The organism is Dyadobacter ginsengisoli DSM 21015, assembly GCF_059568735.1.
On record NZ_JCANTY010000002.1, the window covers coordinates 767,204 to 791,049 of the forward strand.

Consider the following 23,846-nt stretch of genomic DNA (forward strand, 5'->3'; position numbering starts at 1 on the left):
TTTAATGGGTTATATAAACATGGGGAACCGAGCGAACAGCCTCCCGCCAGCCAGTGTAGCCAGCTTTCACAGCGTCGTTCCCGGCATTGGCGTGCACCGACGAATGACTGGCACTGAGGTTCCGAAGGTATTCGATGTCCGGATAGACCCCCGAATACAAACCGGATAGATAGGCCGCACCCAGAGCCGAAACCTCAGGAAATTCGAGGGCCACGACCGGCTTTTCCAGCAAGTCGGCCAGCATTTGTACCACAAAAGCATTGGAAGTCAACCCACCGTCAATTTTCAGTTCCTGCAACGCAATACACGTATCCGATTCCATCGCATCGATCACGTCTTTAATCTGATAGGAAATCGATTCAAGGGCTGCGCGTACGATATGGTTTTTATTCGAATGAAATGTAAGGCCTGTAATGGATGCCCTGCGGTTCATATCCCAGTGCGGCGCCCCCAATCCGCTGAACGCAGGGACAAGGTAAACACCCGCACTGTCCTTCACCGAGCGGGCCATCGCTTCCGTCTCGCGGATGTCCTGAAATAACCCCAGATTCGTTTTGAGCCATTCGATCGTCGCCCCGCAGGTCACGATCACCCCTTCGAGCGCATACTCCACGCGGTTTCCCGCACTCCACCCGATGGTCGTTACCATGCCTTGCTGTGAAGGTTTCGGTTCGGGCCCGATGTTCATCAAAATCGACGAACCCGTCCCCAGCGTAGCCTTGGCAATGCCGGGCCCGAAGCATCCTTCCCCGAATGCGGCCGCATGGGAATCGCCAATCATGGAGGTTACCGGGATAGCCGAAGGAAACAAACCTTCGAAGTCCGTTTCGCCAAAGAACGATGAAGATGGCTGAATAGCAGGCAACTGCAATCCATCCAGTCCAAAAGAATTGATCAGTTCATCATCCCAGGCAAGCGTTTCCAGGTTAAAAAACAGCGTCCTGGACGCGTTGGTATGGTCGGTTAAATAGGCTTTCCCGCCCGTTAGCTGATAAAGAAGCCAGGTATCGACAGTACCGAAAAATGCATTACGCCGGGCAATCGCTTTCCGAACGGTATCGTGATACAAGTTCAGCCATATCACCTTGGAGCCGGAGAAATACGGATCAGCCAGCAGGCCTGTTTTCCTTCGGATCACCTCTTCCAGCCCGGTAGCACGGAGCTGCTCACAAACGGCCGTCGATCGTTTACACTGCCACACGACCGCATTGTGCAACGGTTTACCTTCTTTATCCCAAAGGACAAAAGTCTCGCGCTGATTGGAAATTCCGCACGAACGTATATCCTCTACACGTCCGCCCTTTGCTGTAAAATCGGCCGTGCAGTTCGCTACCGAGGCCAACACATTGTCATAAATATCCTTAGGATCCTGCTCTACGAGCCCTCCGTCGAGGTACATCGTTTGCAACGGCTCGCTTCCCCGTGCCAGCACCTGCCCTTTTTCATTAAAAATGACGGATTTGGTACTGCTCGTACCCTGATCGATCGCCAGAACAAATGGCCCGTTCCACATTCCGATAGTTTGTTTACAACTTATTGACCTACTCTCCACTCTTTAAAACAAAGAAAAGAAAAACATTCGAAAATAAAACTAATATTCAACGAGAAAATATTGATTTATTTATGTCGCACATTGCCTTGGGTACAATTTCCTGATGGATCGGATCGGCCACGACCGCGATTGCATCGCAGCTTATCCGCCTTTTTAGCTTTCAACTGCATTTACTTCATTTCATATCGCATTTGGAACAAATAACATCTTTCCGCCGCGATTCCGGCGTAATTTTTAACGATACCATTTTCCCTCCTTTCCATTCTCCTTCCACAGTTGTATTCTGCGGCGCGTGCAGTTTGAATTGCACGTCCCAGTCATCGGGCCATGCAGGCAAAATATAGATCGGCTCGGCCGGGGTGGATGCGTCCGGCACAGCGACGCGGGGTGTCTGCATCAGCATTTCCTGCAAGCCGATCATACCCGAACCGCCCCAGTTGTGATCCGGTACCCAATCGTGGCCAGGCCCCCAGAATGCGGGAAATCTCCGGCCGGAATCCTGTAATTTACGGATAGTGAGCTCCGCCGCTTCGTCGGTGAGGCCCAATCTCGCACAAAAGATATTGTCCTGGTGCCAACTGGTATAATTCCGGTTTTTGATAGCCTCTGTATCATATTTCCAGGTATTGATTGCCGTTTCGAGATCGGGCTTGCCGACACCATACATCCCATACGGAAATACCGGATACAGTTGTGGAATTTCCGTATTCTGAATGCGCTCCCATGCCTGTGCGGGCGCAATGGTGCGACGCCCCTGCATTTCGCGAAAGCTCAGTGGCGGCACGCGGTTCAGCATTTCCCGCCAACGGCTGCGCTGCTGTTCATTTCCATAGCTCGCCGGTAATGCCAGCAATCGTTCCAGTACCGTTTTCAAGCCCGCAACGGTAGTCACGGCATTATAAGCCATTTTGTAAGTCTCCGCGGCGCTTCCCGGGAAAAGCACCAGATGCCCATCCTGGTCGAGCCTGGCCGCGCTCCGCCGGGACGCCAGGTATTGGTAATGCGCATCGAAAAACACCAGGCAGCTTTCAATGAACGGCAGGTAGCCGCTCATATCCTCCCCCGTAAAATCCTCTCTGTCCAGGATCATCAGGCAAAATTCCAGCGACGTGTCCCAAAGGTATTCCAGCCATTTGTTGTATTCCACGCCCGGATCGAAACCAGACGGACGCTTCTGGCCATATTCCGCGTAGTTGGGCAGGCCAAAATTTTCGATCTGCTCGGTAAACGACGCGCCCGAATGTCCCCAGTAATGCCGTGTCCGCGCCTCGGCATTGCCCAGTATGCGCCGATAGAATTCAAATTGCGGTGTCATCATTTCAAAATCACCGCTTTTGAGCATCGGCCAGTACACGAGACGCTGATTTTGCGCCGTAAAAGTCCCGCCGCCCCAGTTACGGTGGTCGGGCGTGAAATGGTAGGCTGTATCCACAAACACCGGGTCGCAGGTAAAAAGGCCGCCATTGAACTTAGTGGGATAAGTACCGAACGCATTGCAACCGAGCATGTACCTGAAAAGCTGATAATTACGCCCCACCTGCCAGATGGCGGCGGTACTATCCGCACGGTCCGAATTCAAAACAATATGACTTCGCTCCCAGTACTGCTTCCACCAGCCAGCGGTCTTCGACCAGGCCGTCTTTTCATTTTGCCGCGCCTTCGCCACCGATTCCAGGAGCCCTTTTTTCCAAACTGCCAGGTTTTCCGGCTGGTCCGTGTGCAGGTAAATGCTCAACTGAATGCTTCTCGAAGGCGATTTGCTTTTTAACCCAAAACCTCTGAATGGCGTGTCCGCATATTTCCCTGCGCGTATTTCCGGGGCGGCTACCATATTCGGACCGCCCATCCATCCGCCGTAAGTCAGTCTTTTCAGCGGGTTCCAGAGCTGTGTTTTGATATGATCGAGCTGCTGCTGCTTCGCGATCACATCGAATAATGTGGAGTCGCGATTTTGGTGATAAAACAACACGCCATGGTCTTCGTGCGCCACGCTATCCGGCCAGACGGTCACCCTGGGCACCGCCCATTTGTAGGAAGTGGCACTCCGCGCATGGCCCATCAGCTCGCCACGAACCGTACGCCAGCTTTCGTACCACGCCTGCATGGAAACCGGACTGCTACTTCGGATATCCACATGAATGGTCGGGCTAAAAACATCCACCCAAACTTTTACCGTCGTGCTTCGCCTGCCTTTTTTACCTGTAATCGCCACATAACCTTCCTGCAATTTCAATTCCTGCTCAAAAGTGCTGCCTGCCTCGAACGGGTTGGGTGAAAGCCTGATCCGCACCCGCCCCAGCTTCGGGAACAGGTTGCTTTCATCAAAAACCCCGCTGCGTGACAGATAAAACAGCACATCCCCCTTTTCAACCCAAACATTCAGCCCCACATCACCGCCACCGCAAGGCATCGATTCGCCCGCATTCCTGCTTTGACTGGTCCATTTCAGGTTATACTGTTCGGGTGAAAACGATTGCCCTGTCGCATACGGACATGCGGAAAGTAATGTCAAAAAGCAACATACAAAGCGAAAAAGCATGGGTGTAGCGAACCTGGATCAGGACTGGAAAACGGTTTTCATAAAGGCGGTATTCGCGCTGAAATTACCTTTCACATCGCGCGGCTTAGCGGCGTCCCGGGAGCGCTCGATCACAAGCCAGCCCTTCCAGCCCATTTTGTCGAGCGTTGCTTTTACTTTTTTCATATCCAGCCGGGTGTTATTCTCAAGCCATACCCCGTCCTTATCCGTACAATGGATCTGACAAATGCGGTTTTTGCCCAGTATCCGTAGTTCCTCGCAAAGATCCCGCCCTGCTTCCAGGGGATTGGCAAAGTTGAAATAGATCTGAATGGACTTAGATCCGACCTCTTCCAGCAGTTTCACCTCCCCGGCAGCGCTCAATGCCGTTTCAATCCCGATCACCACGCCTGCCTTTTCGGCCATCTTACCGACGATTTTCAGCCGTTCCACGATAGCAGGCCGCAATTCCGGATTTTTCACGAGATCCCCCTGAACGCCCAGTGGCAGAAATGCCGTTTTGATGCGCATTTCCTTCATCGTTTCTATGCAGTCGCCCACCGTCTTTTCAATACCCTCCCGTTTGGCAAACGATTGAGCATAAAAGCCAGTCATCGCCAGGGAGCAGATTTCCAGGTTCAATTCCTTCGCCTTCTCGATATATTGCTGCCGGACGGCCGGATCCGCCAGTTTGTTCTCGAAAGTAGGCCGGTTACCCAGCCCGCCCATATCCACTTCCAGCCCGTCGGCACCGATTTCGCCGGCCAGCGGCAATGCACTCAGTTTCTGCCTTTTTAAAATCATCAGATCGATGACGGCAATTTTATACCGCGATTTGCGCAACGGGCCGAATGCTCCCGAAGCCCGGGTTGCGAAAGGCAGCGCCACCACTCCGGCGGCGCATGCTCTCAAAAAATCCTTCCTTTTCATTGTTCAAAAATCAGATAGGCCATTGTTCCTCCACGATCGGCTTGCCTTTCAGCTTTGCCGGATCAATTTTCACGTGCTTGATGCGTTGGCGGCGCCAGGTGTACACAATGTGCACCATCCCATCGGAAGTCTGGATAACCGACGGATACGAGTACTGGCTGATCGGCGAATCTTCGAGCACCAGCACTGCATCCCAGCGCTTTCCATCCCGGGATACCGCCACATTCAGCGGTGTGCGAGGGCCTTTCGGCTGGCCGGCCGGTGGCTTCACGTGGTTATACACCAGCAACTGCCGGCCATCTTTCAAGGTCACCGCGTCTGTTCCTGAGTTGTTGTTCGGCAAAGCGGATGGCGCTATTTCCGACCACGTCTTTCCCTGATCCCTAGACCACGACTCCACAACCGAACGGCTCTGGCTGCGGCAAAGGATCTGCATATCGCCGTTCGGATAAGTCAGAATGCTCGGCTGAATGGCTTTGATCGTCTTGCCGTCATTCAGCGGCCCTACTTTCCGCCAGGTTTTGCCAAAATCGGGGGTAACCTCGAAATGCACGCGCCAGCCGCCCTCACCTTCCGTGCTCGACGGGCACCAAAGCGCTCCATTGGCCATCAAAACGGGTTTATTCTTGATTGGACCGAGATAACCTTCCGGTAAATCAACCGCCTTCGACCAGGTTTTTCCGTGGTCCTTCGAGGTGATCAGAAATCCTTTCCAGCCCGGCACGTTAGGGCCTACTTTATAAAAAAGCATCAAATCACCCTGGGGTACCTGATAAAGAACCGGATTCCAACAGGCATACCGCAATTTTTCGTTCACAATTCCATTGGCTACTTCGATGGGTGCTGTCCATTGGCCATTTTCCAAACGGCTCACCCAGATACCCACGTCGGGATTACGCTCCTTCGTACCGCCAAACCACGCGGCCACCAGTCCGGCGGGGGTTTCGGCAATCGTCGAAGCATGGCTTTCCGGGAAGGGTGCTGTTTCAAAGATGAATTCGTCTACGATCATCCCATCCTTGAAGTTCTGGCCAAAGGACGAAAGGGCCATCAGGCTGAACACCCCGCCCAGGAGCCATTGAGATACTTTTTTTCGCATTGTAATATTGACTTTCATGCAGCTGTGCAGGGTTATGGGTTAATTAAAATTCGTGAAATCCTGTCCGAGGAACCTGCTTTTTTGCCATTGACAAAAACATGCAGACCCTTTCCTTTTTTATAACGGCTTCCGTCGCGATCCCAAAGAATAGTCAGTAATTTGCCGTGGTACAGCACATTATCCAGACAAAACCAGTCCCATTTCGCTTCCGGAACCAGTGGGTTCACCTCAATCACCTCATCCGCGCGCGGGCGGAGGCCAACCAGCCCGGTAATGATCAGGTCGTTGAACGTCGAATGGTTGTAATACCGGCTGCGCTCCTGGTCGCCTTTCAGCCAGTATCCCGTCTTTTCATCCAGGTACTCTCCGATATAGGGCTTTCCGCGGTAATGCTGAGACTCCACATATTTTTCCAGAAGGCCGAAGTAGGTCGTGTCTGCAAGCGGCGCCGGTACCGGCGCATTCATGCGGTTGGCCATCCCGGTCAACGTTTGCGAAGTTGCGAACGGCCACACGGCACCATCCCATTCACACTGACAGCAGCCATGCGTCCGGAACTCCGGGTGCCGGCGTTCCGCTGTCGTCAGGCCGAAAGGGGCGTCGAAGCCTGCCGGATCGGACACCTGTTTCCAGGCGGCATCGTGTTTTTCACCGGGTATATTGAAATACCACGGAACAAACCCGATCGCTTCGCGCACACCGGCAAAAGGACCCGTGCCGCGCTTCTTTACTGTTTCAAAAAAGGCACTGTCCGCATTCCACAGCTTGCCATCGATCAGGTTTTTCAGGGTATCCGCCTTACTCTGATAATGCTTTTCGCGTGCCGAGTCCCCCTTTAATGCAGCCATTGCCGAAAGCGCTTTGGCATTCCCATACATATAGCTGTTGATCGTCGGACGGGCATTCTGCTCACGCCGTCCGCCGCTGAGCGACTCTTCCATCCCGTCCCTAACATCCGTTTGCCAGAACAATCCGCTCTCCGTTCGCCGGTCCTTTTCCCAGGCCTTGTACTCCGATTCCAGGTCCGGCAGCATATCGAGCAGAAAGGTCTTGTCCGCATTGACCTTGTAGCGGTTGTACAAAGCATCGGCTGTCCAGCTACTGAAATTCAGTAACTTTTTCATCCTGGCCCCGTCATTACCCCGGTACCAGACATGGACATTATCGGTCAGATAGCGCTGGTCGTGCAGCCAGCGGCCCTCGTAAATGTGATGTCCCAGCGCACAGCTGATCATGTTGTACTTGTCGGCATAGTTGCGGTTTACCAGAAATTCGGTGATCACAAACCCCTGCGGCGTATTGTGAATGTGTTTTCTGAACGTCCACCAGCGATAGTAGTAAATCTCCCGGAAATTGTCCTGCGGGCAATCGAAGAGCGGAATATTAGCTTTCATCCAGTCCCAGGACTGTGCATTCGGGATCGCATTTACCTGGTTCTCGTCTTCCATGCGGTTGAAGTACTCAACATGCTGCCGAAACTGCTCCGCCTTCAATACCGCGGGCCCGGCCACCCGGCGGGAACAGGCCGGGAGCCCTCCCAGCACAATGCACAACGCCAGCAAATTCACTCTGATCTGCATATTCTATTTTCTTGAAAACCAATAAATCACAGACCCCGTACCAACCGTAAGCTGCACCGTTCTGCCACCTTTTATTTTTTCAATCTTTCCAATTGCCTGACCTGTCCGGGGATCGATCCGCCGGAGCTGCCAATTACCGGGCAGATCGGTCAGGTCAACGGCTTGCGCACCGTTTGCATAAACAACGGCTCCCTTCTGGGCGTCTTTCAGGATACGCACGGCGGGCAGGCTGGCAGGCCGCATACCCGAAAGCGCATTCAGCATTGCAGCCGGAACACGCGGGATCGCACTCATGGAGCCACCCGCCAGCAACACAGCCCAGGCATGGGTTTCGGCCCCGTCGGCATTGTAAAGCACTGCTTTTGAGGGGTATTTCTTTTTGTATTCCAAAACAGCCGCGTAAACCGACTCAAATGACGGCTTGCCCGGTTTCTGAATGCGGGCATGCTGGCGGGGAGCGAGGTTCCGGCCCCCTTCCGGCGCGTACACCGAGCCGTCCGCACGGCGATGCCAGTAACGGATGTCGATGATATCCACGGCCCCAGCATAACGCGGGTCATCCAGAATGGCATCCTGCACATCCTTCGTCGTGCTTAATGCTACCAACGCGTTCATGCCTTTTTCCCGCTCCCATTCGGTGATCACGTCGAGCCAGAACTGTACAAAAGCCAGCGGCCCCGTGTATTCGGCACTGAGAAACTGTACTACGCCGCTCTGCCCGGCAAAATTGTCGAGGCATTGGCGAATGTAGGCACGGTGCAATGCTTTCCGCCCGGGGTTCGTGATGTCGTAAAACTGGTCGGCTACGAAAATGCGCTTGTCGCCCGCATAGGGAGGTGGCTCAGGAAAGCCGGTCTGGTTGATGTTGTTGGCAGTACGCCAGGGAAAATCGGCGTAATGCGCTCCCGCTTCCAGGATGTTGTGCTGGAAATAGTTCTGGTGATAGAGGACGAGGCCTTTGCGATCGGCCAGCGTCACAAATTCGCGGAGCCGGCCCCAGTACCATTCATTGTAATGCGTCAGGTCATATTTGCTGAGATCATCCCAGGCGGCTTCCTTGCCGCTCCTGGCGAAAGGCTGCTCGTAAAAAGGCGGCCACACTTCGCCGTCGATTCGCCGGATACGCTCGTGGTCGTCGCGACGGCGGTCGTACCAGAGGCCGTAGTTATGGTCGATAATGGCTATGTTTTTCGCTTTAAGCGAGTCGGTCATCGGTCCGAGTGCGTCGGTAAATCCCTTCCCGGTCCGCCCCGGCACGAAGCGGGTAATGTGTGATTTGGCAGCCTGCACGTCGTGCGGACGGACGCTGCCTCGCCACCAAGGCACTTCGTGCCGGCTACCGGTTACGACTTCAGCGCCTCTCACCAGCCATCCGTTCTGAATCGATAACGGCGGTATTACGGATGCCGCAGCGGCTTTTGAGAACCCAATTTCATCGATCGTTTTGATGTCACCATGTTCGGTAGAAACCGGGTTTCGTTGGGCAGCCCGATCGATCCAATCCGTCAGCCGTAATGCCGGTCCATGTGAAGCAGCCACCATCGCTGCCGCCTGATCGAGGCTCGGGCTGCTGGATGCTTCCGTCTCATTAGGGAGTAAAAACGCGTGCTCCCCAGCCTGTTTGCCTTGTCTGTCGGAAAGTTGTGCATAGTAGAGGCTTCGCGGACGAATGTGCTCGTTGGCATTTTCCCAATGGCCGTTTCCCGCAAACTGCGCCCATATCCCGAATGCGAAATTCTGCGTTCCCGGCGGACAAAAGTTATCGACCCGCGAAGCCGAGCATTGCCACATGACACTGTTAGCGGCTGTCCAACCCGCTCCTTGTCCGTCCTGCCCGCGGTTCCTGAGGCTCAATGCCTGTCCATCGATATTCACGATGTCAAAAAGCACCCCAGACGCCCAACTGTCGATCGACCCACTGAAATTATGCGACAAATGCGATTCACATTGCACAAATGCATTAGGGCCCGGCGCACAATAGCCGGTAGCGAAGTCGTGGTTCCCATTTTCGGCATAACAGCGCTGAAAGAGCGTCTGCCCTCCCTGTGTAAAGAAGCTGTTCCGGCGCTGACCCGCTATTTCCGACACCGGTTGCAGGGATTGGCAATCCTCGACTGTCACTTTGGAGACCGATTCGTACAATGCCACCGCCGATCCGGCCAGATGCCTGAATGTGACCTGCCTGACCCACCCATTTTCCACGTTTTCCATGGTAATGCCCATCCACCGGTGGTTTTCGTCTTTGGGATTGGCTTGATCAAATGTCGATTCGATACGCATATTTTCGACACCCACCTGGCTGATCCTCCCCTGCCATTGATAGGGTATTACCAGCCCGCCGCCAAACCGGCTGTCCAGCGCGGTGGTCAACGGGGCGTCGATGGTGATACTTTTGCCCGAGATCGCGGTTATTACGCGGTCCCAGGTGATATCCCGCTGCCCCGGCTTCCAGCCGAGCCAGCCCGTTTCCCCGCCAAATTCCTCCATCCCCAGGCTTTTGATCCACTCGGCCGTCGAAGGCCTGACAATGCGGACGTGATCTCCTATTTTGAGGGCATTGGTATTTTCAATTTCAAAAGACATCGCATTTACCGGCACATAATTGTCGGTAACACGCATTTTGGTTTTTGTCTTAACATCATCGCCCCCCACAACCCGGATCACCGTTTCCCGCGTGCGGCCATCGCCCAGCAATACCGTTCCCCCGTCACCTATTCCCTGTCCACGCAATACAACACCGGATTTCTCGATGACAATGCCTGACATCACCCGGTGCACACCCGTACCGAGCAACACGGCGCCACGGATTCCCCGCTCGTCGACAGGCAGGTTACCCACATAGTCGATCGCCGCCTGTATGCGTGCGGTCGCGTCTCCTTCACGGGCAGGCACGGTCACCCGTACAGGTGCTTGCGGGATTGCCTCTGTGCCCGCCCTATACCCGCAATAGGAAAAATCCACGATGCGGTTACCGAGCGAATCCTGCGCATAAGCAAGCCTGCCATCTTCTGCGACAGTCACCGGTGAGGGCTTTTGGAGTTTCTTCTGAGCATATATCGCAGCCGGAAAAAACAAATACAATCCTGCCAACGACAGGATCGTATTCAAAATCATCACCTTAACCTTATCTTTTCTTTTGTCCAATGTACTTTACTTTTGGGCCGGGCTGCCTTTCAGCGATGCCAGGGTATCGTGGTTGTTCTTTGGATTTTTCCAATCCATTTTTTTCTTCGGATCGATGCCGTTGATAAACTTCTCGATGTTCGAATAGCCGTCTCCGCTCATATCCTTCTGCGCATCGGAAGCGTCATTGGGGTTTAAACCATATTTGCTTTCCCAGTCATTAGGCATACCGTCATTGTCTGCATCGGGGTACGGCGTTCCCTTGTATTCGGGATAGCCCCCTACCTGTGCGATGTCGGTGATAATGCCGTTTTTGTAAGAATCGATGGGCAGGCGGCGGTGTTCGAACTGCTTCTCCGGCAATTTTACACCATCTATCGGATTAATCTTTCCTGTACGTACCTGGGTGGTAACACGCGCATCCACGGGATCGCGCCGGGGCAGGGTCGCGCCGGCATTCGCCAGTACGTAGTCGAATGATTCTTTCGCGCTCATGATCGGGAACTGCGGCATCGGCAGCGGCTGGTCCCATTTGATCATATCCTTGTATTTTCCTGCATTGGGCTGATCTTCCACCTGTACCCCACCGTCCCAGTTGTCTTTGGTCACCTTGTCGTAGCCTTCCACGATATTTCCTGTGACATAGGCCCTGCCGAAAACCAGGTGATCCAGCTTACTCCGGCCTGATTCCGGTTTGAGGATGCGGTAGCCGATCGGCGAATCCTTCGGGGTTTGTGGCCCGGGTTTGAAATAGTTGTTGATGATATTGTACATCGCCCTGTAGTCCCCCCCGTCGATCGAGCGGTGTACCCAGTTGAAGATCACATTGTTGGTAAAATTGAATATGCCAAACCAGCCGATCGACGGGTTACGGCCCGCATTGTTGGCCCACAGGTTGCGCATGAATGTGCAGTTTTCTCCGCCCAGCGTGCTTCCGAACGCGTGGTTCCAGGTGTCGAGCGTTTCGGAGAATATCGAGTTCTGGATGGTAATGTTGACCGTCGGCAATTTCTGTTCCTGCGCGCCGGTGCTGTCGTTGTACATATGCCGGTACATCGACATATTCTCATCCAGTCCCCAGCTCGCCGACACGTGGTCGATCATGATGTTGCCAATCGGATTGCCACCAATGGAATCGTCGCGGCGACCTACGAAAGTTTCGCCCCGGCGGAAGCGCATATGCCGGATCACGACGTCATGCGTGTTGATCCAGACCGTCTCACCGGCAACGCAAACCCCGTCACCAGGAGCTGTCTGCCCGGCAATGGTGATGTAAGGTGCGCGGATGATCAGCGGTGTTTTCAGCCGGATAATACCCGCGACGTTGAAAACGATAATGCGTGCACCGCCCTGTTCGCAGGCTTCTCGGAGCGTACCCGGGCCGCTGTCGGCCAGGCTTTTGACCACATATACTTTACCTCCGCGCCCCCCGAAGCTGAATGCACCGCCACCTTCGGCGCCCGGAAATGCGGGAATGTCGGACTGAGGCAAATCCACCGGTCTGGCGGCCCAGGGAATGTAAGGTTTTCCCTTCTTCGCCTCCGCCTCAATGACCGGCAATGCTTTCTGCCAGGCTATTTCCGACTTGCGCTCGGCTTCGGCGAGCAGCGAATCGCTGGTTTTCTTGGCCGCTGCCGGGATTTTGGGATACTGGGCCATCGCGCCGTAACTGAAAAGCAGGCTTGCAATTCCTAGATGGAGTGAAAGTTTTGGGATGAATGTCATATTGGTATTTTTTGAATTAATGTCAATTGATTGTGACGGGCCAACGCCCATTTTACTCCTCCAATCGGAATGCACCCGTGTCGCCCGCTCACTTCAACGGATCGAATGTACCGGATGGCCAGCCTATATTTTGTTCCAATCTTGGATTGTTGGTCAATGCCTGGGACGGGATCGCGAAATAATAGTACTCCGGCAGCCAGTTCACCAGATATTTGGTATCCAGTTTCTTAGGCACGATTTCAAAGTAATTTTTATAAACCGAATCAAGGTTCATGCCGTCGCGCCTGGACGCAAATTCTTCCGGGGTAATAGCGGCGGTTTTCAGGTTAATGGTAACCCCATTCCGGCTCTTGCCATTCAGTACGCTTTCAAACTTCTTCCACCGGCGTAGGTCCCAGAACCGTTTTCCCTCAAACGCCAGCTCGATCTGCCTTTCCAGCAAAATCGCTTCGAACATCTCGGCGCGGGACATTTTTGGATTCAAACCATAATGGCCATCCGCGCCCGGCTCGATACCCGCGCGCTTGCGGAGTTCGGTCAGCTGTGTGTAGGCCTCACCGAGCTTATTCACGCCACAGGCGGCCTCCGCGAAATTGAGCATGACTTCGGCATAGCGCATTTCGATCCAGTCGGTGCCCGCGTTGGCGACAGAGCCCGCAGGAAGGTTGGGATCAATGGCCTTCCGGCAATAGAAGCCTGTCCCGGTTGCCTTCTGCTCTACTGTTTTGTTATTGACAAAATAGGTCCATAACCGGTAGTTTACATTGCCGTTGATCGGCCAGGTAGTTCCGTTGAACGCGATGGTCTTATCAAAGCGGGGATCCCGGTTTTTATAAAACAGCTGTGGATTGTAGCCAGAGCCTTTTTCTGTGATATTCCGGCCGTTCTTCATCGGGAAAGCCTGCGCCATTTCCCAGGTTGGCTGGTTGGAACCGCCCGCCGTGCCGAGATACGATGGCCGGGTACCATTGTCCCAGGTCATGTTCTTGTTGATCTGGTCCCCCACCTTATTGTTGTAGCAAGTCACCCAAACAGCCTCGGGATTGTTGACCTCCTGAAACCAAAGGTCACTGAAACTGCCGTGCAACTTGTACCCATTCGCCGAAAGCAGGTCTAAAGCCTGTTTATTGGCATCATAAGCCGCCTGCCAGCGTTCGGGCAAGTCGTTAGGATTGAACTGCGGGCTCGCCCAATGCAGCAGGATGCGTCCTTTAAAACCCGCCGCGGCTCCGCTGGTAATGCGTCCCCAGTCATTGGTATTGCCCCACCTGGCCGGCAGATTGGCAATGCTGTAATCCAGGTCGGAGACCATCTGCGCGATACTGGCCGAGGTTGAGCTGCGAGGTATAGCGGCTTCCTCCTTGGCCTCATCACCCACTCCTTCCAGCGGATCGAGCACGAGCGGGACGCCGCCGTAAAGCCGCACCAGATCATAATACCGGTAGGCCCGGAAGAAAGTCACCTGTGCCATCAGCTGTTTTTTGACTGCCTCACTCAATGAACCATTAGGCAGTTTGGCCAGGAATTGATTGATCGAACGGATCTTACCATAATTATTGGTCGCATTCACGCCGATCCCGAAATCCTGCACGGTATTGACCTGCACCGTTCCTTCGAAAAACCGGGTCTCTCCGGAAATCTCGTCAGTGCATTTCAGGAAATCACCGCTCGGCCATGTCGGCAGGTTCTGGTCGTATACATAATCCACATACCCTTTCGCCAGCAGGGTATCGTTAAAAACCTGCTCCTCGTTGTAGGCAGAAAGGTCTGTTTTGTCGAGCACATTTTCGCAGCCTGTCAGGGCCAGGCCAAGCAATGCTACTATAATCCAATGCTTTTTCATCGCTTTACCGATTTTAGAGTGTAAGGTTGAGTCCCAAAGACCAGGTCCGCATTACCGGATACACGTTGTACGCACCCGCAGCACCTTTGTAGTCGTAAGGATTGAAGAACGTGACCGGGTTCATCGCTACGCCAATGATCTTCATGGAACTGATTCCCAGCTTTTTAGCAACATTCTGGTTCAACATGTAGGACACATTCAGGCTGCGCATGTTAAATGCGAATGCGTTGCGGAACCAGAATGCGGACGGTATTGAATAGGTCTCCTCCCAATAAGGGTCGGGATATTGGGCATTCGTATTTTCGGCGGTGTAATGGTCGGCCCAGAAAACGGGGCGGGAAATATCTTTCGCAGCCTTCTTGCGCGAATCGCCATCCACAATGCCCTGCCCGCCGAATGAACCGGCCGTCACGACATCAACCTTAAATCCTTTGAAGCCAAATCCGAACGACAAGCCGAAATTGTAGTGATTGTTTTCTTTTCTGGTCAGGTATTCCTGGTCATCCTCGGTGATCTTGCCATCGGGTGCTGCGTAGCTCCCGTCGGTTTGCCGCGGGCCGCGAAGATCCTGGTAGTAAAGCATGCCGGGTTTCGGTGCGTAGCCCATAATGGTGTAGTCCGGATTTTTTTCCAGGTAACGATCTACTTCCTCTTGTGTCCGGAACATGCCCAGGTAGCGATAGCCCTGCAATCCCCGGTCGCTCGACCTGCCCGTTGGATCGAGCCAGCTGCCGACGTTGGTCGCGGCCACGTCTACAAACACATTGCGGTTGTCGTTCCAGGACAGGAATGCGCCTACATTGTAATCCATGTTCTTGCCAATCCGGTCACTCCATCCCGTGGCAAACTCCAATCCGAAAGAATTGACCGTTTCGTAGTTTTCGGCAGGCATTACCGAACCAATCGTAAGCGGAACTGACGACGAAAGCGTTGTCAGCAGGTTATACCCGTGGTCATGATAGGCGTCGACAGTCGCCGAAAGCCGGTTGTTGAGGAACGACGCGTCTATACCTATATTCTTCTTGGTAACGTCATCCCAGCGGCCATGATAGTTGGGCAGCTTTTCCAGCTTGATTCCCACCATACGGTCACTGTTGCCGCCAAACACCGCTCCATTCGAAGCCTGCGGTGTATAGCGCTGCAGCCACTGCCAGTTCGCGGTACGATCGCCGCCGAGAAACCCGATCGAGGCGCGCAATTTCAAATTGTTGACGAAGGCGAGTTTGTCGCGGAAAAACTTCTCTTCGGAGATCACCCAGCCCGCCGACAATTGCGGGAATGTCCCCCAGCGGTACTCAGGCGCAAATTTGGTCGAAGCATCGCGCCGGAAAGACAATTCAAGGAGATAACGGTCGGCAAAACTGTAATTGAGCCTGCCTACGTACGACAGAATGCCGCTCTCATTCGCCGCATTAGGCCCGATATCCTTGGCTCCGAATGCGGACATTAAATAGTCGTTACCGCCTTCGAAAATACCCTCTTTCATTGTGGCAATGCTTTCAGTATAGATCTCCGACTGCTCCACCAATGCCAATGCACTCACCGAATGCCGTCCAAAATCCCGCGCATAGCTGAAATTCAGGTTGAGCTGGTAGCCGTCGGTATAGCCGGGGTTAAAACGCAGGCGGTCCCCATTATTGAGCCTTGTCGGGGCGTTGGGTGTGCCGCCATAAATGTGCTTGTTATCACCCAGCATAGAAAAGCCGTAAGCCTTGTAATACGTCCCAAACTGCTTACCCCAGTCGTTACCGAGGTTTTTGTTGTAAACGGTGCGGATTTTCAAACCCCTGACAAATGGCACATTGTATTCCAGGTAGGCATTGACGTTCAACACCACGTTACGGGCGCGGGTATAGTTGTTTAGTTTCTGCGCCTCAAAGAAATGAAAACCGGTTGAGCCCGAGCCCCCCGGCAGCAGCACCGGCAGGCCATCCACGTAAGGCGGGATGAACTGCGGGGTATTGAGCAGGTTGGTCACATCCTTCTCGACGTTCTCTCCACCCTGTTTCAGATAAAAAAGCTTGTTATCCGAAAGGTTGCCGCTCACGCCCAGGCCGACTTTGATGCTCTTGGTCACATTCACATCCGTGCTGGCGCGGAAATTCCATTTCTTGTAGCTGATGTTATCGACGTTCCCGTTCTGGTAAAAATAGGTGGCCCCGGCAAAAAAGGTAGCACGTTCCGTACCGCCGCTGATATTGACCGCGTGGCGTGTGTTCAATGATGGTTTCCAGGCCATATCGAACCAGTTATAATTGTTGTTTTTGAAGTACGCGAGCTCGTCAGGCGAATAGTACTCGGGATCGTTGGCGGCCAGTCCCCGCGTGCGGTTGAAGTCGTTCAGATAGGTGGCCAGCTGTACCCCGTCCATCATCTTCGGTTTGTAGTTGGCATCCGAAACACCTACCGTAGTCGTGTAAGTAACAGTAGGCTTGCCCGCCTTGCCCCGTTTCGTCCGCACGACAACCACCCCCAACGCAGCCCTCGCACCATAAACCGCAGCGGCGCCGTCTTTCAGAATGGACAGATTTTCGATCTCCGAGGCGTCCAGCAACTGGAAATCGGCTTCGGAACGGATCACATCGTCGATAATGTAAAGCGGCGAGTTGCTGCCGCCATCCTTGGAAGCCTTGGTGGGATTGCGGATCACGATGGACGCGGGTGTGCCGGGCCGGGCTGTTCCGCCCGAAACCGAAACGCCGGGAAGTTTACCGGCCAATGCAGACGAAATGTCCCCGACAGGCAGCTCATCCACCTGACTCATTTTAACCGTGGCCACTGCCCCGGTGAGGTGCGAGCGCTTTTGCTCGCCGTAGCCTACTACTACCACATCTTCCAATGCTTTCACATCCGGTTCAAGCACCACCGTGAGCGAGCCGCGGTTGGCCACTTCGATCGTCTGCTTCACAAAGCCCACGTAACTGATGATCACCGTGCCGCCATCCTGCGGCACATTTAAAGTAAACTTCCCCTCCACATCGGTAGCCGTGCCCGAATTGGTACCCGCCATCAGTATCGAGACCCCGGGCATAGGTTCTTTCGATACGCCATCGATCACGACACCTTTCAGTATGCGATTTTGCGCCTGCGCAGCCAGTGCACTCAGCAGCAGGGTAAAGATGAGTAGAAGTGGTTTTCTCATGTAATTGAGCCATTTAGAATATAACTATTTCAAGACAATCACCGGATTCCATTGATAAAGTCCAATTGAAACCACGATCAAGTCTATTTACATGAATCATTCAGCCCAAACTTTTCGGTGAATTTATTTGTGCACACGATACCGGGAACGTTTGCAGTGGGTAGTCAAACTTCTACATCATGCACCGATAGTGTAAAACAGACACAATTTCGATTATTTATTTTTATCAATAAATTAAAAACCAAACGAAGTTATTATTGCATTATTCAAATAAGAAATACCAGACATTCCGATAGCATGTGGCACGCAGACACCGCCGGTTATCCGGCGATATATTTGTGATTTTGGCTTATCAAGAATCGGTATAAATCCAAATTTCTATGTGCCAGCCACAAAAAGCGGATGAGGCATTGAATCCTTCTTCCAAGCTGTGTATGTTTGAATGGGCGCTACAAAGAAGGGACATGGTGAAGCAAAAAATTTATCGGAAACACATACAACTGACTGAATTTCAAGTAAAGAAATTATATGAACTCAGCGAGTTCGACGGCGTCGATCCGGCTGAACATGCCATGCGGGCAATTGATGCCTATCTCAAAAACAAGAAGACGGATTTGCCTGTAAAAGGCCAGCAGCACATCCGGACAAAAGTGAAGGATCGCAGCAATGACCCGCAGATCGAAGGCGCCATTTGGATCTCGGGAACCGTGAACCAATATGAATTTTCGGCACTGATATTGAAAACGCCCGCCAAAACGGCTATGGAAAAAGGCCGCATATCCAAACTGTCGATATGGGACCCGGTGGTCAGAAAGGCTACAAGCAACTTCATCGGCGCCTGCATTGTCAACTACGACCGCGGATGGGATATCCGCCCGAGTCGCCGGGCCGAGCCCTACTATCATCCCGTGAAGGCGCTCCTTGACGAATACATTTCTAAGAACCAGGAATAGGCAAACCGATTAATAAAAAGCTGATTTACAAATAGGTATGACATGATCCGGATGGCTAATTTCGGGCCATGAAAACTATCACACTTGTCAATTGGTGCATACTTGGCCTTTACACAGCGGTTCTGCTGGGCCTGTTGCTATTTGTCCGTCCTTCCTCCTCCGATGACCGTATGGCCCGGGGTTATGTCATCATGCTGTTTGTACCATTGGTTGTTCTGGCACTGATCAATCTCCTGTCTTCCCCATTCACACGTATCCTGGTACTCGCATTAAGCGCGTTTCCGCTGGTGATGGGGATGGTCATGCTGATAGCCGGGCCGATCGTCAAGAACTGGCGCAAATCCAGCTGGGACAGGGAGGACGCCGCCCAGGCCAATGGCACCTATTATTTTACGGATGCGCCAAGGCAGAAACTGGCCGCCGACCTAGCCGCGGTTGATCCCGACCGCCTCAGCGCAGACCTGGAACAACCGGTACCGGCCCTCAACGAAACGGGCAAAGATCAGGTGACACTTTTTGACTTCGCCATCATGCAAGGGATGAAAGCAGATCCGTCCCGGCTCATCAGATGCCTCGAATTGTTACTTAAAAAAGGCGCACAGATCGACAATGGCGACAAAATGCACTCACCTACCCATTTCCGCTCCATGGGCTATTATTACAAACCCGAATTGTTAGCATGGTTTCTGGAAAATGGTGCGGACGCCAATGCGCTCGAAGCCGGTACCCGTGTGCCTATCCTGTCTCATACCATAACCGGCGATAATTCCGATGGCAACAAGGTGGCCAGAGTGCGCCTGCTGCTGGAACATGGGGCCAATCCGAATATCATCCCGCCGAGAAAGGACGAACGGCAGATCGTTATGTCCATGCTGCTGTCCGCCGTCGAAAGCGACCTGTGGGAAGTAAGTAACCTGCTTCTGGATTATGGCGCCGACGCCTCCTACCAGACCGAAAGTGGCTGGAATGTTCACAGGGCAGTGGAATACCAAGCAGGTTTGTTCCGGAGCTGGGGAAAAACGCCGCCGGACGAATTCGTAAAACTGGCCGAACGCATCGGGAATACTCAGGGAACCGAAAGTAAAAGTAAGCTGCAATGAAGCAACCACAGCGATCAGCAGCACTGCCGTGAATGCACGGGTCGCCGCGTAGCTAGGTATTGCGGAAGTTCGAACCTATTTTTACGTATCACTACGACGCGTACTAGAAAATGGCTTCATCAGAACAAACCTTACTTGCAGACATTGAAAAGGTAAAAAAGATCCCGATTGTCGAAACTATGCTGGAAGTGATCTGCCGGTCTACGGGAATGGGATTCGCCGCGGTGGCCCGTGTGACCGAAGATCGCTGGATCGCCTGCAGTGTACTGGATGAAATCGGTTTCGGGATCGAACCGGGCGAAGAATTGTCGGTCGGGACAACCATCTGCGATGAAATACGGGGGCACGGGCAAGCGGTGGTCATTGATCATGTTGCCGCCAACGAGCATTTTTGCAGTCATCATACTCCGCTTTTGTACGGTTTCCAGAGCTATATTTCCGTCCCGATCTTCCGTAAAAACGGCGAGTTTTTCGGAACACTCTGCGCCATCGACCCAAAACCTGCCGAATTGCAGAACCCCAGGGTAATCGGTATGTTCAAGCTCTTCACCGAGCTGCTTGCCTTTCACCTGGACAGCATGGACCTGATCGAACAAACCCATGCAGCCGTCGAGGACCTGAACCGCCAGCTGTCCGACTCTCTCGATGAAAACCGGCAGTACCGCCATATTTCAAGTCACAACCTTCAGGAACCGTTGCGGAAGCTGCGGGTTTTCAGCGATATGCTCGCGGATGCGGCCGAAAACGGCGATAAGGAAAAAACGCGGGACCTGGCTTTCAAAATCAGAAGCAGTGCGCAGAGGTTCTCCATGATGATCAAAGACTTGTCGGATTTTTCGGGCCTCAGCCACGGATCGGATTTTGTGAACGTCGACCTAAGCCATGTCGTGACCGACGTTACCACGCAGCTTCAGCCCCATATGAAACAGCGTAATGTTACGGTAGAACTGGGCTCGATGCCGATCGTATATGCTATTCCTGCTCAGATGGAACAATTATTCTATCAGCTGCTTCACAATGCAGTGAAATTTTCATCGCTCGATGAACCGCCCAGAATCCGGATATCGAGCCGCGAATACCCCCTCTACGAACTCGATGACCTGCTGCCCGAGCCGCTTGAAATGGCTTACACGGAAATCAGGATAGAGGATAACGGACCCGGGATCGACGACTCTCAGCTGGAAAAAGTATTTGACATTTTTTCACGGCTACCCACCGGGAATTTCCAGAAAGGCGAAGGAGTTGGCCTGGCCTATTGCCGCAAGATCGTCCGAAACCACAAGGGCATTATCAAAGCGGAATCCACCGCGGGCAAAGGCACGACATTCGTAATTACATTGCCATTAAAAAACTAACCGCTTCAACCCGACTATGAAGATAGCCACATACAATGTCAATGGTGTAAACGGGCGTTTGCCGGTGCTGCTCCGCTGGTTGAGCGAAACAGCTCCGGACATCGTGTGTTTACAGGAGCTGAAAGCCCCTCAGGAAAAATTCCCGGAACAGGCCATCCTGGACGCCGGATACAAGGCGATCTGGCATGGGCAAAAAAGCTGGAATGGCGTCGCCATACTCTCGCGGGGTGATTCACCCAAAGAAATCCGCCGGACTTTACCCGGAGATCCGGAAGATGTACACAGCCGGTACATCGAATGTGAAGTCGGAGGGCTGACGATCGGCGGACTGTATCTGCCGAATGGCAATCCCGCTCCGGGTCCCAAATTCGATTACAAACTCAGCTGGTTTGATCGGCTGATCACCCATGCGGAAGGATTGCTCGCAGCCGGAACGCCGGTTTTGCTCACCGGCGACTTCAACGTAATGCCTACGGAGCTCGATGTGTACAAGCCGGAAAGCTGGGTGGATGACGCCCTTTTTCGACCAGAAACGCGCGCTGCATTTGCCCGGCTCACCGCCCAGGGCTGGACCGATGCCCTTCGCACCCTATATCCTGCCGAGAAAATTTACACGTTTTGGGATTACTTCCGCAATGCATTCGCCCGGAACGCCGGACTTCGTATCGATCATTTCCTGTTAAACCCGCAGCTGGCCGCAAGATTGCTGGCTGCGGGAGTGGATAAGCAGGTGCGTGGCTGGGAAAAAACCAGCGACCATGCCCCGGTATGGATTGAATTAAAAGACTAACCTCCTGAATTATGAAAGCAATCGTTTACGGATGCATGCTGATCGATACCGCAGCTGCGTTGTTCCTCTTTTTTACGTTGTTCAGCAGCGGGCAGGATTCGGCGGGCAAGGGCATGGTGTTCCTGCCTATTCTCGCCCTTATCGCCTGCGTGGCCGGGTCTTATTTTTTGCTTTCCGCCGGACATGCGGTATGGGCGCTCACAGTCAGCGGCTTTCCGGTGATTATCATCGCCTATTTGCTGTTCATCAGTGTGACCTGAGTTTCTATGGATGATTTTGCCTGAAATAATGGTATCATTTCAGGCGTAGACCGGCACGTATCCAGCCTTTTTTCATATACTTCAAACCCCTGCAATGAAAAACCATTATCTGCTCCCGGCGCTCCTCCTCATTCTGCTGTACACCTCAATACCGGTCGTACGGGCGCAATCTTCGAAAGTTTTCAGAGTAAAAGCGGGAGAGTTTCCGGACAAGGTCATCCCTTATCCCGACAGGTACCAGTTCGACCAGTTCAAAAAGGGTACGGCTGAATTTATTAACGGCCGTTCCTCTCAGGCCCGTTTCAACTATGCCTACATCGGCGGTCATATCCTGTTCGTGGACAGCAGATTGGATACGCTGGAAATCACGGACAAAGCCCAGCTCAAGGGAGTGACTATCGGCGAAAAAGAATACCGTTTCAATCGCCAGTACGGCTATTGCGAAGTGGTAAAAACATTCAACCGAGGCATGTTGGCTAAACGGAAAATACTGGCGAGAATCGGCACGGATAAAGGCGGGCCATACGGCATCTCATACACCGCCTCGTCGGTGACCACCTACAAATCTCTCACGGGGGAGCGCAACGCGACCGGGAAACTCAATGCCGATGCCGAAGGAATATTCTCGTATCACACGTCGCATTTTCTGATCGACAACAATAACCGCTTCTATATTCCCACAGCAGGCAGTATTCGAAAATTGTTCCCCGCTCATAAGAAATCCATCGGTGGGTATCTGAAAGAAAATCCGGTAAATTTTTCCAGTGAAGAAGATTTACTGCGCCTCATAACATTCTGTGAAGGATTAGATAGTTGAACGTCGCAACGGAAATGAAATAATTTGTGTCTAAGCGTTTACCAACTTAAACCGGCTCAGTACATGAAAAAATTATTGCTCGCAACGCTGTTCTTTATCGCGTATGGCTGCTGGCCTCCCGGGCTCGATCCTGACCGGAAAGCGGGAAAATTCCTCTTCGATGTCGTGAATCTCGAAGAATTCAATTCAGAATACGACGATTACAACTCCAACCTGCCTGCCAACAAGCATGGAGAGCTTCACCTGATCTTTTCTTCCAAGCGGGAAAGAAAAGACCTGTTTAACCTCGTATACATGCCCGTGCAGATGCGGTACGACGACGGGCTGCAGCTGACCAAGGGCCTCAACCGGACCGGCTCCGATTACTACGAAACTTACAGCGGCGCCGAAGCGCTCATTCAGAAGGCTAATGGGAAATTCAATGTATATGGTCCGAGACTGATCTCGATGTACAGAGACCTTAATTCCTTCGCCCGGGCCGACAGCCTGCTGCTTTTCTACGCAGATGATGCAGATGGCAACATGGAAATCAAATATGTCCAAAATGGCGCGGGCAATGCACCCGCCAAATTCGCGCTCCTAAATTCTCCTGCGAACGATGCTTATCCCACTTTCTCACGGGGCGGCGATCGCATTTACTTCTCCTCCGACCGCGACGGGAATTTCGATATTTATGAACTGACGATCCCCAGGGTCGAAGCGGAAAGGATCACCGTAGCAAGCCTGGTCAATCCCCCGAAATACCAGCTCCGCAAAGTCGAGGAATTGTCAGGCCTCTACAACGACAAATGCCCTTACCTGGTCGACGACCACATGGTGTTTGTTTCGGACCGGCCCGGTGGCCAGGGAGGCGAAGATATCTATTACTCCACTTACCTTAACGGCAAATGGTCAACGCCTATCAATGCAGGCGAGCGGATCAATACGTCACACAACGAGTACCGACCCATTCTGCCATCGCTGCCCAACTTCAATTACCTGCTGATCATCTTCTCGTCTAATCGCCCCGGAGGAAAGGGCGGATATGATCTTTACATGACCGGTCTCAAATCGCGCTGA

At 53.0% G+C, this 23,846-nt stretch carries 16 protein-coding genes; 7 read left to right on the forward strand and 9 right to left on the reverse strand.

The genetic code is table 11. The features are described from left to right. Window position 1 precedes the first annotated feature (1 nt). From BP71_RS09495 to BP71_RS09535, 9 genes are all read right to left on the reverse strand, one after another. Window positions 2-1,513, reverse strand: coding sequence for an FGGY family carbohydrate kinase (locus BP71_RS09495; protein ID WP_496378457.1), 1,512 nt, complete (start codon window positions 1,511-1,513; stop codon window positions 2-4). 214 nt (window positions 1,514-1,727) lie between these two features. After that, window positions 1,728-4,091, reverse strand: a complete 2,364-nt coding sequence (locus BP71_RS09500; protein WP_496378459.1) for a DUF5703 domain-containing protein — start codon at window positions 4,089-4,091, stop codon at window positions 1,728-1,730. Between the two features lie 18 nt (window positions 4,092-4,109). Next, window positions 4,110-5,000, reverse strand: coding sequence for a sugar phosphate isomerase/epimerase family protein (locus tag BP71_RS09505; RefSeq protein ID WP_496378461.1), 891 nt, complete (start codon window positions 4,998-5,000; stop codon window positions 4,110-4,112). Between the two features lie 10 nt (window positions 5,001-5,010). After that, window positions 5,011-6,099, reverse strand: coding sequence for a sialidase family protein (locus BP71_RS09510; protein ID WP_496379017.1), 1,089 nt, complete (start codon window positions 6,097-6,099; stop codon window positions 5,011-5,013). Between the two features lie 32 nt (window positions 6,100-6,131). Further along, window positions 6,132-7,679, reverse strand: coding sequence for an MGH1-like glycoside hydrolase domain-containing protein (locus BP71_RS09515; RefSeq protein WP_496378463.1), 1,548 nt, complete (start codon window positions 7,677-7,679; stop codon window positions 6,132-6,134). Between the two features lie 3 nt (window positions 7,680-7,682). Next, window positions 7,683-10,823 carry a DUF6298 domain-containing protein gene (locus BP71_RS09520; RefSeq protein ID WP_496378465.1) on the reverse strand — a complete coding sequence of 1,047 codons (3,141 nt, stop codon included), beginning with the start codon at window positions 10,821-10,823 and terminating at the stop codon, window positions 7,683-7,685. 6 nt (window positions 10,824-10,829) lie between these two features. After that, window positions 10,830-12,527, reverse strand: coding sequence for a pectate lyase family protein (locus BP71_RS09525; RefSeq protein ID WP_496378467.1), 1,698 nt, complete (start codon window positions 12,525-12,527; stop codon window positions 10,830-10,832). A gap of 88 nt (window positions 12,528-12,615) precedes the next feature. After that, the gene (locus BP71_RS09530) at window positions 12,616-14,370 is read right to left on the reverse strand and encodes a RagB/SusD family nutrient uptake outer membrane protein (protein ID WP_496378469.1); all 1,755 of its coding nucleotides are present in this window, start codon (window positions 14,368-14,370) and stop codon (window positions 12,616-12,618) included. A gap of 13 nt (window positions 14,371-14,383) precedes the next feature. Then, window positions 14,384-17,512 (reverse strand): SusC/RagA family TonB-linked outer membrane protein, encoded by a 3,129-nt coding sequence (locus BP71_RS09535; protein ID WP_496378471.1) that lies wholly within the window; start codon window positions 17,510-17,512, stop codon window positions 14,384-14,386. Between the two features lie 380 nt (window positions 17,513-17,892). Here BP71_RS09535 and BP71_RS09540 point away from each other — a divergent pair, with 380 nt between their 5' ends. From BP71_RS09540 to BP71_RS09570, 7 genes are all read left to right on the forward strand, one after another. Further along, window positions 17,893-18,465: a DUF7678 domain-containing protein gene (locus BP71_RS09540; protein ID WP_496378473.1), complete on the forward strand. Its 573-nt coding sequence runs from the start codon at window positions 17,893-17,895 to the stop codon at window positions 18,463-18,465. 68 nt (window positions 18,466-18,533) lie between these two features. Then, complete coding sequence (locus tag BP71_RS09545) at window positions 18,534-19,565, forward strand: ankyrin repeat domain-containing protein (RefSeq protein WP_496378475.1); 1,032 nt, start codon at window positions 18,534-18,536, stop codon at window positions 19,563-19,565. Window positions 19,566-19,675: 110 nt separating this feature from the next. Further along, complete coding sequence (locus BP71_RS09550) at window positions 19,676-20,920, forward strand: sensor histidine kinase (RefSeq protein ID WP_496378477.1); 1,245 nt, start codon at window positions 19,676-19,678, stop codon at window positions 20,918-20,920. A gap of 16 nt (window positions 20,921-20,936) precedes the next feature. Beyond that, window positions 20,937-21,710, forward strand: coding sequence for an exodeoxyribonuclease III (gene xth, locus BP71_RS09555; protein ID WP_496378479.1), 774 nt, complete (start codon window positions 20,937-20,939; stop codon window positions 21,708-21,710). A gap of 11 nt (window positions 21,711-21,721) precedes the next feature. Beyond that, window positions 21,722-21,970 carry a hypothetical protein gene (locus BP71_RS09560; RefSeq protein WP_496378481.1) on the forward strand — a complete coding sequence of 83 codons (249 nt, stop codon included), beginning with the start codon at window positions 21,722-21,724 and terminating at the stop codon, window positions 21,968-21,970. A gap of 94 nt (window positions 21,971-22,064) precedes the next feature. Next, a complete protein-coding gene (locus BP71_RS09565) occupies window positions 22,065-22,787 on the forward strand; it encodes a hypothetical protein (RefSeq protein ID WP_496378483.1) in 723 nt (240 codons plus the stop codon). 63 nt (window positions 22,788-22,850) lie between these two features. Then, on the forward strand, window positions 22,851-23,846 hold the full coding sequence (locus tag BP71_RS09570; RefSeq protein ID WP_496378485.1) for a TolB family protein: 996 nt from the start codon (window positions 22,851-22,853) through the stop codon (window positions 23,844-23,846).